Source organism: Planococcus sp. MSAK28401, assembly GCF_018283455.1.
Classification (GTDB): Bacteria; Bacillota; Bacilli; order Bacillales_A; family Planococcaceae; genus Planococcus; species Planococcus alpniumensis.
Map to the genome: position 1 here is coordinate 43,809 of NZ_JAAMTH010000010.1, position 14,069 is coordinate 57,877.

The following is a 14,069-nucleotide window of genomic DNA, read 5'->3' on the forward strand; positions in this document are numbered from 1 at the left end:
GAAAAAAGAGGGCCTCCTTATTACATTATTTCCAGTGTCTTACGACGTTTGTTCCACACTAGCAACATGATCACTCCGATAATCATCATGAGTCCGCCAATAATCATTATATTGAACGTATTCGTTGCTGTTTGTGGCAATTTATCTTGAACCGGTTGATCTGGCTCAGGGTGGTCGGGTTGTGGTTGTGGCTCTGTTGGTACTGGATTAGACATAATTTTTTCATACACATAGGTCACAGTTTGTGAGTCTTCTGTGAATGTACCGTCTGCGTTCTCTGGCTGCTCGACAAGCTTGTACCCTTCAATCTCTTTCGGGTTGGATGTATAGTCCACTTCCTACTTCACCTGTTAGCTTTTCAGAATCTGCGATCGGGTTCCCGTCTTGGTCAACGTGAATGATTTTCACTTCGCCTGACGTTGGCGTATCTTTGATTTTTTCATACACATAGGTCACGGTTTGTGAGTCTTCTGTGAATGTACCGTCTGCGTTCTCTGGCTGCTCGACAAGCTTGTACCCTTCAATCTCTTTCGGGTTGGATGTATAGTCACTTCCTACTTCACCTGTTAGCTTTTCAGAATCTGCGATCGGGTTTCCGTCTTGGTCAACGTGAATGATTTTCACTTCGCCTGACATTGGCGTATCTTTGATTTTTTCATACACATAGGTCACGGTTTGTGAGTCTTCTGTGAATGTACCGTCTGCGTTCTCTGGCTGCTCGACAAGTTTGTATCCTTCAATTTCTTTCGGGTTGGATGTGTAGTCACTTCCTACTTCACCTGTTAGCTTTTCAGAATCTGCGATCGGGTTTCCGTCTTGGTCAACGTGAATGATTTTCACTTCGCCTGACATTGGCGTATCTTTGATTTTTTCATACACATAGGTCACGGTTTGTGAGTCCTCTGTGAATGTACCGTCTGCGTTCTCTGGCTGCTCGACAAGTTTGTATCCTTCAATTTCTTTCGGGTTGGATGTGTAGTCACTTCCTACTTCACCTGTTAGCTTTTCAGAGTCTGCGATCGGGTTTCCATCTTGATCGACATGTTGAATTGTTACTTCTCCCATTTCCACAGGTACTTCTGTCGAACTGTAAACATAAACCACTGTCTGCGGTGCTTCTTTAAACGTTCCATTTGCATTGTCAGGTGTAATAACAAGCTCGTAGCCATCGATCGTGGCAGGAGATGTACTGTAAGCCTCGCCAATCACGCCTGACATCATTTGTGGGCCAGCTAATGGATTACCATCCTCATCAACAAATATAACGTTTACGATGCCACTCTGTGGTTCTACAGCGATCTTCGAATATACGTAAGTGATTGTTTGAGTATCTGTAGTATAGATTCCTGAGGCATTTTCAGGAGTCACAATCAGCTCATATCCTTCAATTGCAGCAGGATCAGTACTATAAGCTGCACCTACCACTCCTGTATATGCCTGTGAATCTGTCAAAGCATTACCGGCCTCATCGACAAATTGAACCACAATCGCTCCTTGTGTCTCAACCGGCTCTTCCGGAATTAGTGCATAAACATAAGTAACAACCTGTGTTCCTTCTGTAAATACCCCTGTTGCATTTTCTGGTGTTGCAATTAATTCGTATCCTTCAATTTGAACTGGTTGAGTTGAATATGGCGAATTGACTTCACCTGTTAACGAATCGCGTGTTACCAGCGACTCTCCCTGTTCATTAACATATTCAACAAGTACGGTTCCAGTAGGTACTTCTGTTTCAACAGGTGCATAGACATACGTAACAATCTGTTGTTCACCTGTAAACGAACCAGCTGCATTTCCTGGTGTTTGAACTAATTCGTAACCAGCGATTGTTGCTGCCTCCGTAGTGTACGGTGAACCAATTGCTCCTGTCACAGTCTCAGCTGCTAACAACTCATTGCCTTCTTCATCTACATGTACGACAACAATTGTACCCATCGGGTCAGCTTCTTGACGTATACATATGTTACGGTTTGAGGCTCATCCCCAAACACGCCCTCTGCATTGGAAGGTACTTCAACTAAATCATATCCTTCAATTTCTAGTGGTGCTGTTGTATAACCGGAACCAATTAGACCTGAATCCGTCATCGGATCTGCAAGCGGAGTTCCCTCTGTATCCACATATTCAACGACAATAACGCCTTCTACTTCTGGAACTTCTGCAGGACCATAAACGTATGTTACTGTCTGGGTCTCATTTGTAAATTGACCAGATGCATTATCCGGGGTAGTTATTAACACATACCCCTCGAATTCTTTCATCTCTGTAGTGTAGTCTATCCCAACCTCTCCGGATAGTAGCTCCGGTTCAGTTAAGGCATTTCCTTTTTCATCTACATGATTGACCACTACTGTCCCAGTTTCGATAGGTGTCTGCACCGGCTGATAGACGTAAGTTACGGTTTGAGGGGCCTCTGTGAATTCGCCTGTTGCGTTGGATGGCACTTCGACCAGTTCGAATCCATCGACTTCTATCGGCTCGGTGCTGTAAGCTTCGCCTACTGCACCGACTTGCGTTGTTGGCGCTGCTAATTCATTGCCCTCTTGGTCTACATATTTCACTGTGATACTTGAGTTACTACTAGCAATTTTTGCATACACATACGTGACCGTCTGGTCTTCATCTGTAAATTGACCAGATGCATTGTCCGGGGTAGTTGTTAGCACATATCCTTCGAATTCTTTCGCTTCTGTAGTGTAATCTGTCCCGATCTCTCCGGATAGCAACTCGGGTTCAGTCAAGGCATTTCCTTCTTCATCTACATGATTGACCGTTACTGTACCGGGTTCAACAGGTGTCTGCACCGGTTGATAAACGTAAGTTACGGTTTGAGGATCCTCTGTAAATTCGCCTGTTGCGTTGGATGGAACTTCAACCAGTTCGAATCCATCAATTTCTACCGGTTCAGTGGCATACTCTGCGCCTACTGTCCCGGTTTGCGTCGTTGACTCGGCTAACTCATTGCCTTCTTGGTCTACGTACTCGACCGTGATATCGCCAGCAATTTTTGCATACACATACGTGACCGTCTGAGCTTCTTCTCCGAATTCGCCTGTTGCGTTCTCTGGCGTTTCGATAACGACATACCCTTCAATTTCGACTGGTTCAGTGGCATACTCTTCGCCCACTGTTCCGGTTTGCGTCGTTGACTCGGCTAGCTCATTGCCATCCTCGTCCACGTACTCGACCGTGAGGTCTTCTGCTACTTTGGCGTAGACATACGTGACCGTCTGAGCTTCTTCTCCGAATTCGCCTGTTGCGTTCTCTGGCGTTTCGATGACAACATAGCCTTCAATTTCGACTGGTTCAGTGGCATACTCTTCGCCCACCGTTCCGGTTTGCGTCGTTGACGCAGCTAGCTCATTGCCATCCTCATCCACGTACTCGACCGTGAGGTCTTCTGCTACTTTGGCGTAGACATACGTGACCGTCTGAGCTTCTTCTCCGAATTCGCCTGTTGCGTTCGCTGGTGTTTCGATGACGACATAGCCTTCAATTTCGACTGGTTCAGTGGCATACTCTTCGCCCACTGTCCCCGTTTGCGTCGTAGACGCAGCTAGCTCATTGCCATCCTCATCCACGTACTCGACCGTGAGGTCTTCTGCTACTTTCGCGTAGACATACGTGACCGTCTGAGCTTCTTCTCCGAATTCGCCTGTTGCGTTCGCTGGTGTTTCGATGACGACATAGCCTTCAATTTCGACTGGTTCAGTGGCATACTCTTCGCCCACTGTCCCGGTTTGCGTCGTTGACGCAGCTAGCTCATTGCCATCCTCGTCCACGTACTCGACCGTGAGATCTTCTGCTACTTTGGCGTAGACATACGTGACCGTCTGAGCTTCTTCTCCGAATTCGCCTGTTGCGTTCTCTGGCGTTTCGATGACGACATACCCTTCAATTTCGACTGGTTCAGTGGCATACTCTTCGCCCACTGTCCCGGTTTGCGTCGTTGACGCAGCTAGCTCATTGCCATCCTCGTCCACGTACTCGACCGTGAGATCTTCTGCTACTTTGGCGTAGACATACGTGACCGTCTGAGCTTCTTCTCCGAATTCGCCTGTTGCATTCTCTGGCGTTTCGATAACGACATACCCTTCAATTTCGACTGGTTCAGTGGCATACTCTTCGCCCACTGTTCCGGTTTGCGTCGTTGACTCGGCTAGCTCATTGCCATCCTCATCCACGTACTCGACCGTGAGGTCTTCTGCTACTTTGGCGTAGACATACGTGACCGTCTGAGCTTCTTCTCCGAATTCGCCTGTTGCGTTCTCTGGCGTTTCGATAACGACATACCCTTCAATTTCGACTGGTTCAGTGGCATACTCTTCGCCCACCGTTCCGGTTTGCGTCGTTGACGCAGCTAGCTCATTGCCATCCTCATCCACGTACTCGACCGTGAGGTCTTCTGCTACTTTCGCGTAGACATACGTGACCGTCTGAGCTTCTTCTCCGAATTCGCCTGTTGCGTTCGCTGGTGTTTCGATGACGACATAGCCTTCAATTTCGACTGGTTCAGTGGCATACTCTTCGCCCACTGTCCCCGTTTGCGTCGTAGACGCAGCTAGCTCATTGCCATCCTCGTCCACGTACTCGACCGTGAGGTCTTCTGCTACTTTGGCGTAGACATACGTGACCGTCTGAGCTTCTTCTCCGAATTCGCCTGTTGCGTTCTCTGGCGTTTCGATAACGACATACCCTTCAATTTCGACTGGTTCAGTGGCATACTCTTCGCCCACTGTTCCGGTTTGCGTCGTTGACTCGGCTAGCTCATTGCCATCCTCATCCACGTACTCGACCGTGAGGTCTTCTGCTACTTTGGCGTAGACATACGTGACCGTCTGAGCTTCTTCTCCGAATTCGCCTGTTGCGTTCTCTGGCGTTTCGATAACGACATACCCTTCAATTTCGACTGGTTCAGTGGCATACTCTTCGCCCACCGTTCCGGTTTGCGTCGTTGACGCAGCTAGCTCATTGCCATCCTCATCCACGTACTCGACCGTGAGGTCTTCTGCTACTTTCGCGTAGACATACGTGACCGTCTGAGCTTCTTCTCCGAATTCGCCTGTTGCGTTCGCTGGTGTTTCGATGACGACATAGCCTTCAATTTCGACTGGTTCAGTGGCATACTCTTCGCCCACTGTCCCCGTTTGCGTCGTAGACGCAGCTAGCTCATTGCCATCCTCGTCCACGTACTCGACCGTGAGGTCTTCTGCTACTTTCGCGTAGACATACGTGACCGTCTGAGCTTCTTCTCCGAATTCGCCTGTTGCGTTCGCTGGTGTTTCGATGACGACATAGCCTTCAATTTCGACTGGTTCAGTGGCATACTCTTCGCCCACTGTCCCCGTTTGCGTCGTAGACTCGGCTAGCTCATTGCCATCCTCGTCCACGTACTCGACCGTGAGGTCTTCTGCTACTTTCGCGTAGACATACGTGACCGTCTGAGCTTCTTCTCCGAATTCGCCTGTTGCGTTCGCTGGTGTTTCGATAACGACATAGCCTTCAATTTCGACTGGTTCAGTGGCATACTCTTCGCCCACTGTCCCGGTTTGCGTCGTTGACGCAGCTAGCTCATTGCCATCCTCGTCCACGTACTCGACCGTGAGGTCTTCTGCTACTTTCGCGTAGACATACGTGACCGTCTGAGCTTCTTCTCCGAATTCGCCTGTTGCGTTCTCTGGCGTTTCGATGACAACATAGCCTTCAATTTCGACTGGTTCAGTGGCATACTCTTCGCCCACTGTCCCGGTTTGCGTCGTTGACGCAGCTAGCTCATTGCCATCCTCGTCCACGTACTCGACCGTGAGATCTTCTGCTACTTTCGCGTAGACATACGTGACCGTCTGAGCTTCTTCTCCGAATTCGCCTGTTGCGTTCTCTGGCGTTTCGATGACAACATAGCCTTCAATTTCGACTGGTTCAGTGGCATACTCTTCGCCCACTGTCCCGGTTTGCGTCGTTGACGCAGCTAGCTCATTGCCATCCTCGTCCACGTACTCGACCGTGAGATCTTCTGCTACTTTCGCGTAGACATACGTGACCGTCTGAGCTTCTTCTCCGAATTCGCCTGTTGCGTTCTCTGGCGTTTCGATGACAACATAGCCTTCAATTTCAGGTGGTGATGTAGTATAAGAATCCCCGACGATCCCTGATTCAAATGTTGAATCAAGTAAAGGATCACCATTTCCATCTACATACTCAACCGTCACATCCGCAGCTGTTTGACCGTATACATACGTAACTGTTTGTGGATCTTCTTTGAATTCACCAGCAGCATTTGCTGGTATTTCGACTAATGTATATCCTTCGATTGCTTTTCCAACAGTCTGATACTCCTCACCAACAACTCCTGACTGTATAGAAGATTCAGCTAATGCGTTACCCTCTTGATCTACATGTTCTACCGTGATATCACCAGCCACTTTTGCGTACACATAAGTGACTGTTTGGGCTTCTTCGCCAAACTCACCAGATGCGTTCTCCGGTATTTCGATGACGACGTATCCTTCAATTTCGACAGGCTCAGTGGCATACTCTTCGCCTACTGTTCCTGTTTGTATTGTTGACGTAGCTAGCTCATTGCCATCCTGGTCAACGTATACTACTGTCACGTCTTCAGCCACTTTTGCATATACATACGTGACCGTTTGTTCTTCTTCTATAAATTTACCAGTTGCATTCGTAGGCGTCTCGATTAGTACGTAGCCTTCGATTTCTTCAGCAACTGACTCATATGGGTTTCCAACGTTTCCTTCAAGTACGATGGAAGGAATCAATGTATTTCCTTCTTCATCGACATGTTCGACAACTACAGTAGATGGGATTGGTTCATATGGAATAGTATCCTGCCCATCATTCTCTACAGGCTCACCAGCTGGGTCTTCACCTGAAACCGAAGCAGTATTCACAATTGTTCCAGCTTCAACATCTTCTGCCGTAACCGTATATTGAACGGAACCCGATGCCACCTCGCCTGGATTTAATGTTGTAGTGTCCAGTTCAACTTCTTCTCCAATTTTCGGGTCTATAACCTGAATGTTAGATAGGGGCACGTTCCCTGTATTTGTCACATCAAACAAGTACGTGACAATATCGCCAGCTTGAGTAAAAGCCTCTTCTTCACTTGTTTTCACTAGTGAAATTTCTGGCTCTTCCACCAAGGTATTCGTGATGACATTGGTTTCATCATTTACAGTAGACGCATAACCATCCACTGTCTGTTCACGAACAGTGTAATCAATCGGTGCACCGTTTGAGTCATATACTGAATACCCTTCAAACGTAAACACCCATGACCCATCCTCACTTTGGGAGACCGTCTGTTCATCAATTTTTTGATCATTTCCTCTAAAAAGTTCTACGACAATTTCTTGTGGTCGCAGATTTTCTTGGTCGTAATCGCTCCAGGTTTTCTCACCTGTAATAACAGCTTGAGCACCTCTCACTTCAGGAATTGGGAATTCATGAACCAAATCCGGTTCTTCAATTCTAGGGTTTAGCAGTGTAGGCGCGTTTGTAGCATAAAATGTAGCTGGATTAAACCCAGCTTTATCTGTGTCTAGTTGTACTTTATAACGAAGAGAAATAACTTCATTTTCACCAAGACTTAGATTGTCGAGTGTGATCGTTTCTCCCTCTTCATTTAAAATCACAGACTGCAGCAACGTGTTGTCTGATGCAGACAAAAAGTAATCTCCATCTGATAAATCTGCTGAGGTAGCCAATTCAAAACCAGCTGTTTCTCCCAACTTCAAGTTGACATACTCCCCCATGGGATCAGTAACTGTCGCTCTATGCACAGTATTCGTAAAATACTTGGATAATTCCGCTAAAGAATCGACTAACTCTGAAATTTGTCCTACAGGATAATAATCATATTGAGTCGAGGCAATTCCTTGCATAACCTCAGTGATTTGTTCGGCTGTTGCTCCCTGACCAGCTGTCAGCTCGAGTCCAATAGAAGCCATTGTAATTCCTTGGCTTTTAATTGAATCCGCAGCTGAAATAGTATCCTGACCATGCGTGCGTGACTGTCCGTTAGCATTATAATTAAAAGTAGTTCCGTTTCCTACAATCTGCCGATTCGGATCATAACTGATTGTCGGCACACCGTCCGTAAGAGTGACAATGACTCGGTTGTCTGCCTCGCTATTTTCTAAAAGTGATGCGGCTTCTTCGAGAGCCTGTTGAGTGAATGTCCCCCCATTAAGATTGTTTCCTCTCTCCGATGGAACATTCGTCGGAATTTGATTGATGATGTCGTTTGGATTACTGGTAAATGTTTTAAAGGAATAATTTTCCGGTGGTGCACTAGTGCCGGAATAAACCTCGTTGTTTCTTCCATCAAAAACCATCGTCCCGTATGTCACCAGGGCCATTCGAATATTGTTTGCGGCATTGACCTCTTCATTCAATAAGCCTCTAACAAAGTCAGCCGTTTCCGCAGCTGATATTTGATCACGATCATTTGTATTCATACTACTGGAGTTATCATAAACGATAACAATGTCAGTAGTTTCAAGCTCTTGTCGTGATTTTCCTTCTACTGTCAAATCGATAAAGTACTCACCCGTATTTCCGGTATAAGTAGCTTTTTTCGATATAATTGAATCATCGAACTCCAAATCTTCTGCGGCGTTTCTTACTGCGCCGGATTGATCTTCATTTTCTTCTTCTAAGACATTCGGCATAGCAAACGCTACATTCAAAGAAGGCAAGAATAACGAACTCACCAATATAAATACGAGAAACAACTTAAATCCAATCCACTTATTATTCTTATTCACACTGTACCTCCAGTTATTTTTTAGCACAATTTATAGCTTATCAGATACTACCTTTTTTTAAAACAGTATGTTAAATATTTCTATCCCCTTCTTTTTAATAACTATCGATATTTCGCCGTAAAATATTGCTGTTAACTTGCGAGTAGACCAGTGATAATGAGAATTTATTCGTTCATTTCAGTAACTTATTAACTTCGTCTGGTTACTTCGTATATTAATAGGATTGAGATATTCATTAAAAAAAGCTAAACGTTGTAGAATGTGACGCAACTTCTATTTTCTATCTACCTTATTACAATTAGAGACTGGTTTGCTTATCTACCTAACTTTCCTAAAAGTCCTTTGTAGACAGTTGACTATTGTGGGCAAACGACGTTATATATTGCGAGATATATAATGTCAGACTTACACTATTTTCAGAGGGTAGTTTTTCACTCTACTCCATGAAACCAGTGATTTTTCTTCGGAATATTTTATGTAATCAATATTCTAAAAACAACTATCTAAAGGAGCTATCTTATGAAAAGCACGCTAGTCACTAGAAAAGTGAGTCACCTCGGCCATATCATGATCCCCATATCCCAAAGAAAAACGTTAAATATTTCGGTCGGAGATGAATTAGAAATTTTTATTGAAAACGAAAAGATTATAATGAAAAAGCACCTAAATAAAGAATCTTGTGTAATCACAGGGGCACTGATAGATAAAGAAACCGACCTAAACTATTCAAATAGTATTTCACTAAGTTCTGCAGGCGCTGCAATTCTTTTAAAAGAATTACAAGATTATAATAGAGAAGAATAAATTGATGTATTTCATCTGAAAGCATCGACTATAGTGCGCAAAGATGCAAGACTACTTTCTTACCCCGTCCCTCTTCTTACATTCAATCTATATTTATAGATAATCCTCTATTCCCATAATTAAGTTGTACACTTATAAAAAGCCTTCGAATTAAGGAGTGGAACAGTGAACGATTTTTATAGAGCATTGAGCTATGTGAATGAATTAATCTACAAACCAACTAATTTAATTTTAAAATCGGTTCAAGAAGAAAAACAAAACGCTAAGTATGGTGCAGGTAGATTTCAATTATCTTCTACAACAGTTCGATTCAGAGTGGCGAACATTACACCTACGAAAACAGGACAGTTTGTTGCATTTTGGGAGAAAGATGAAAACACCAATAATCAGCCCTATTCCTATGCGGAAGCCCCGGATTTATTAGTTATAACTACGTTTAAAAGTGATAGTGAGTTTGGGCAATTTGTTTTCCCAAAAGAAGTTCTTCTCACTCAAAACATTCTTAAATCCACCTTAACAAAGGGGAAAATGGCAATAAGAGTATATCCAAGTTGGGATATTCCGACCAGCAAGCAAGCAGTGAAAACACAAGAATGGCAGTTGCCTTACTTTGTTGATCTAAGTACTCCAGATAACGTATCCAAAGAAAAAATAACAGAACTGTATGCTGTTTGATTCTCTAAAACATCGCTCTACATTTACATGAACTTAGTGAAATCAAATGCACGTTGGAAGCAAAAAGACGTTAATATCTACAATCTTCTATTTTTATAACTAAGGGGTATATTTAAGAATAGCAACTACAAATGGGGCTATTAATGTTATAGCTTACTGGAATGCGAGCTTAAACAATTATATAATCAGGAAAGATTGATCTTCAATAAACGAATCCAATTATTGGAGGATATACCAAGGAGGGGTAATATTTTGCATGATAAAAGACATCCTAAAAACCTTATTACCATTCGAATAGTAGCGACTATAATTGTTCTCTTGTCTTTAATATTGCCTTACTTTGGTTTAATATCGCATAGTAGAACTCCATTTGTGATTCTCATAACGATGTTTGTTTTTTTTACTGTAGAAAATAGATATGGTATAAAAACCATTAGTGAATAAATGCATACAAAAAAACGGCTTTAAAATCGGATAGCGATTGTAGAGTAACCGTTTCAGAAAAGAGTGGCTACGGCTCCTCTTTTTTTTGTTTTTTTCCTTAGTTTCAGAGTTGAGGTGAAGGCGAATTTCATTATGTAAATTCATATGAAGCAAGCGACATCGAACGAAAGTTTACACGCTAAAATGACGAAAGTAACGGCAATCCTCTAATACTGATAGTGATAAGGATCATGATGATGTTTTCTATCTTACATGCTAAATAACTCTTTAATAATTTGTAAAATATCACTTACAGTGATGGGAAAGAAAGCTGCATAGCATAAATATTAGTGAATTAAGAAAGAAAGAGAAGTATTTAATTCTGGAAACTGATACGATATAAACCCACAAGAAAACTCCTGTAAGTCAGAAACTACTTACAGGAGTTTTCTTGTTTTGCCATGAAGTATAGCTTCGGTTAAACCATTTAAGGTTCCTCCGACAGTCCTGTTCAAGACATACTTAGCATCAAAATGGTTGATGAACTCATTTTCGTAACTTTGAAATTCGTCACATACATATGCAAATAATCTAGTAGTATCATAAGCCCTAAAACTGTCTATTGATAAAATGGAGTTGTCTACTTCTCCGAATAGTAAACGGTCGAATTGCTTTTGGGCACTCCAATGTACTCGAAGACGTTTCGTTATGTCTCCACTTATACCGATATACACTTGGGAATATCCATCTAGGACCATAACGTAGTATCCAGAAACACCCTTTAAAAGAGAAAGGTCGGTAAATTCTTCAAACACTTTAGTTTTACTGAGGAAACTCGTAAGCTCTTCGTTAAATTCTTGTTTAGACAATGAACGATAATACTCCATATTCAGGTCAAAGTTATCAAAGCAGTTCTTTGTATGAGACTCTATAAATTTTTCAGGGTAGATGACATCATCACCAAATGAGCTTTTACTATTGACTCTTATATAATTTTCTCTTGTCAGTTTTAATCCGCCGGATTTTTCTCGAAGATATAAACCCAAATGCTGTGGCATAATTTAATCCCCTTCATACCTTTTTCCATATCATACCTTATCGTATTCCAACAAAAAAAGAGCGAGACAAACCCAGAAATTCGAGAAGCCGGTCATCATCTGAATTACGACTTGATTAAAGGTCCAAAAAAATAGTTTATGGAAAAGAGGTTAATAAGGGATTTCATACTTACTGATGTACGACATATTCTTTAGCAGGAGGAGTACCATCCTCTTTTAAATCCAATGCTGTGTACACCTTAATAAGCGTGGTTTGGCGTATCCCTGGGTCTCCACCTTCAATCCGGCTGATCGTTTTTTGTGTAACGCTAGCTTTATCAGCAAGATCTCTTTGGGAAAGCCCTAGCTCCATCCGTCTTTTGAAAATGTTCCGACTCCGGTTATATTCGACGCTTTCGAACGCTTCTTTTATCTCCTCATTCTGCATCAGGCGGTTTCTCAAGTCATTTAAAGTTGCCACTACTCTCACCCCTCAAAAAAGTCTTTTTCTCGCTTTGTCCGTCTTACATACTCATATAGTTGTTTGGCTCTTGCCATATAAAAGTTCGTCATGTCAGGTTTTCCATGGACTTTCGTAAATCCGTAAACAAACACATAACACGGCTCATCCTTGTAATAATACGGAAAGTAAATAAAGCGATGAAATTCAGCCCCATCATCGGCCTTCATTTCAAAGATTCTCGGCTCTGAAAGACGCTTGACCAACTCCATATCTACCTCGCGACCACGAAACGTTCGTTTTACCCGATAAGGCTTTGTTTCGCCCAGTGGATACATGGCTTCTGGCGCTTCTTTGAGATCCTCGAATCCTTGATAGATCAATATACCAAGTTCTGAATCCTTGTTTGCCAGCTTCTCAATGAAAGGAAATACTTGCTGCTGTTTATCGATTGTTTTGGAAAAATAGATTTCTGTCATATGTATTATAACTAAAATGACTTAAATTGTCTAACAAATGAGGTCATTTCATACTCCTTTCTCTCTGTAGTATCTTGTTATGGCCGAATCCTACTAGGTACGCACTTTTACTTAACCTGGAGAGAATTCTATAATCCATTAGCTACTCACTCAAACCTACTCGAACGGCTTTGTAGATGCGGTGTAAGGCCCTTTACCTGATGTAAATGATTATTCCCATCATCTCTTGCTATAACTAACATACTACCATTTAGCCGAAACCTTAACCCTATTTAAACAGTCATCTAATAGAATTACCTGTGCCAATTTTAGAATCACTTCGGACAAAAATAGAACCACTTGAGGCAGAAAGAACCAACCTCTTTATGCTGTGAAGTTATTTCCATCCCTAGTTTAAATTCGATACAATAATGGTAGTTTGAGTTAAAGGAGATAGAATATGAAAAGTACAGGAATCGTACGAAAAGTAGACCAATTAGGGCGCATCGTCACGCCTATTGAATTAAGAAGAGCACTTGGTGTCTCTGTTGGGGATCCGATGGAAATCTTTATGGAAGATGACCGAATCATTTTGCGAAAATATAAGACGGAGAAAACGTGTGCGATTACAGGAGAAATCTTAGACGATAACTTTGAATACGCGAAAGGATTGCATCTGAGTCCAAAAGGCGCAGCCATTCTCCTTGAAGAATTACAGAACGTTACGAAGAAGTAATAATCAATGGACAAGCTTTATAGCATTGTCCGCTTTTGAAAGGGTGGAAGATCAAATCAATGAATGGAAATCAATTGTTCACTGAAATCAAAACGAGTTTTGAACAGGCTATTAACTATGCAGAAGGTCTAAGCACTCAAGATCAGATGGAAAACGTTACTATTAAAGAATTTAACACCACTTATGTCCGAGATATTAGCAACCTATGATTCTAGATAAGTCTAGTCCGCTCCCATTTTCAAAAAGTATCTAGCTGTCCTTATATACGCTGCGTTTTATTCGTGACTCACGTATTCAAGCGTTTGCTTAATGATTAAAGTCTTTAGAGGAGGATGGTTACAGATGAAGTACGAAAAAAAGGCGCTGGATTTAGCGATAGTAGAGGAAAGCGAAATGCGTTCCCGAGGAACTACTTATAGACAGAAAACTGCTCAATACGTTTTACACTTTTTTACCGAGACTGTGCAAAATAATAAACCTCTTACGTTATCAAGAGAGGAAATCAGAAAACTAGTACTTGAAAAATATCAGTTGGATACTGATCGAGCAGACGACGTGTCTAAAAACATTTGGATTCTGTTAGCTAAAGTTAAAGATGAAGACAGACTGGCAGAACTCTATTCATTGGCAAAAGAACGAATTAAAAACCGAAACGTCGATTCATAAAGTAACAATCGACGTTTCGGTTTT

11 protein-coding genes are annotated in these 14,069 nt (G+C 42.5%); 5 read left to right on the top strand and 6 right to left on the bottom strand.

Annotated elements, in window-relative coordinates; genetic code table 11:
- Nucleotides 1-20: 20 nt before the first annotated feature.
- From G3255_RS20355 to G3255_RS19850, 3 genes are read right to left on the bottom strand one after another with little or no spacing between them, the layout of a single operon-like run.
- Nucleotides 21-335, bottom strand: a complete 315-nt coding sequence (locus G3255_RS20355) for a MucBP domain-containing protein (protein ID WP_211656321.1) — start codon at nt 333-335, stop codon at nt 21-23.
- Nucleotides 304-1,935, bottom strand: coding sequence for a MucBP domain-containing protein (locus G3255_RS19845; RefSeq protein WP_211656322.1), 1,632 nt, complete (start codon nt 1,933-1,935; stop codon nt 304-306). Before G3255_RS19845 ends, G3255_RS20355 begins: the two co-directional genes overlap by 32 nt.
- The gene (locus tag G3255_RS19850; protein ID WP_211656323.1) at nt 1,908-8,786 is read right to left on the bottom strand and encodes a MucBP domain-containing protein; all 6,879 of its coding nucleotides are present in this window, start codon (nt 8,784-8,786) and stop codon (nt 1,908-1,910) included. Before G3255_RS19850 ends, G3255_RS19845 begins: the two co-directional genes overlap by 28 nt.
- Before the next feature lie 519 nt (nt 8,787-9,305).
- Here G3255_RS19850 and G3255_RS19855 point away from each other — a divergent pair.
- Together G3255_RS19855 and G3255_RS19860 are read left to right on the top strand one after the other, a co-directional pair.
- The gene (locus G3255_RS19855; RefSeq protein ID WP_211656324.1) at nt 9,306-9,590 is read left to right on the top strand and encodes an AbrB/MazE/SpoVT family DNA-binding domain-containing protein; all 285 of its coding nucleotides are present in this window, start codon (nt 9,306-9,308) and stop codon (nt 9,588-9,590) included.
- A 165-nt stretch (nt 9,591-9,755) separates the two neighbouring features.
- Nucleotides 9,756-10,265 carry a MepB family protein gene (locus tag G3255_RS19860; protein WP_211656325.1) on the top strand — a complete coding sequence of 170 codons (510 nt, stop codon included), beginning with the start codon at nt 9,756-9,758 and terminating at the stop codon, nt 10,263-10,265.
- 860 nt (nt 10,266-11,125) lie between these two features.
- Here the strand turns inward: G3255_RS19860 and G3255_RS19865 are convergent.
- From G3255_RS19865 to G3255_RS19875, 3 genes are all read right to left on the bottom strand, one after another.
- The gene (locus G3255_RS19865) at nt 11,126-11,746 is read right to left on the bottom strand and encodes a hypothetical protein (protein WP_101805618.1); all 621 of its coding nucleotides are present in this window, start codon (nt 11,744-11,746) and stop codon (nt 11,126-11,128) included.
- A 169-nt stretch (nt 11,747-11,915) separates the two neighbouring features.
- A complete protein-coding gene (locus G3255_RS19870; RefSeq protein ID WP_211656326.1) occupies nt 11,916-12,206 on the bottom strand; it encodes a helix-turn-helix domain-containing protein in 291 nt (96 codons plus the stop codon).
- Between the two features lie 5 nt (nt 12,207-12,211).
- A complete protein-coding gene (locus tag G3255_RS19875; protein ID WP_211656327.1) occupies nt 12,212-12,664 on the bottom strand; it encodes a hypothetical protein in 453 nt (150 codons plus the stop codon).
- A 439-nt stretch (nt 12,665-13,103) separates the two neighbouring features.
- Here G3255_RS19875 and G3255_RS19880 point away from each other — a divergent pair, with 439 nt between their 5' ends.
- From G3255_RS19880 to G3255_RS19890, 3 genes are all read left to right on the top strand, one after another.
- Nucleotides 13,104-13,379 (top strand): AbrB/MazE/SpoVT family DNA-binding domain-containing protein, encoded by a 276-nt coding sequence (locus G3255_RS19880; protein ID WP_101189088.1) that lies wholly within the window; start codon nt 13,104-13,106, stop codon nt 13,377-13,379.
- 59 nt (nt 13,380-13,438) lie between these two features.
- Nucleotides 13,439-13,588, top strand: coding sequence for a hypothetical protein (locus G3255_RS19885; protein ID WP_211656328.1), 150 nt, complete (start codon nt 13,439-13,441; stop codon nt 13,586-13,588).
- Between the two features lie 133 nt (nt 13,589-13,721).
- Nucleotides 13,722-14,045: a hypothetical protein gene (locus G3255_RS19890; RefSeq protein ID WP_211656329.1), complete on the top strand. Its 324-nt coding sequence runs from the start codon at nt 13,722-13,724 to the stop codon at nt 14,043-14,045.
- Nucleotides 14,046-14,069 lie beyond the last annotated feature (24 nt).

Excerpts from the sequence above, each read along its gene's own strand:
- G3255_RS19875 (WP_211656327.1), bottom strand. The coding sequence starts at position 12,664 with ATGACAGAAATCTATTTTTCCAAAACAATCGATAAACAGCAGCAAGTA.
- G3255_RS19865 (WP_101805618.1), bottom strand. The coding sequence starts at position 11,746 with ATGCCACAGCATTTGGGTTTATATCTTCGAGAAAAATCCGGCGGATTA.
- G3255_RS19845 (WP_211656322.1), bottom strand. The coding sequence starts at position 1,935 with ATGGGTACAATTGTTGTCGTACATGTAGATGAAGAAGGCAATGAGTTG.
- G3255_RS19880 (WP_101189088.1), top strand. The coding sequence starts at position 13,104 with ATGAAAAGTACAGGAATCGTACGAAAAGTAGACCAATTAGGGCGCATC.
- G3255_RS19855 (WP_211656324.1), top strand. The coding sequence starts at position 9,306 with ATGAAAAGCACGCTAGTCACTAGAAAAGTGAGTCACCTCGGCCATATC.
- G3255_RS19885 (WP_211656328.1), top strand. The coding sequence starts at position 13,439 with ATGAATGGAAATCAATTGTTCACTGAAATCAAAACGAGTTTTGAACAG.
- G3255_RS19890 (WP_211656329.1), top strand. The coding sequence starts at position 13,722 with ATGAAGTACGAAAAAAAGGCGCTGGATTTAGCGATAGTAGAGGAAAGC.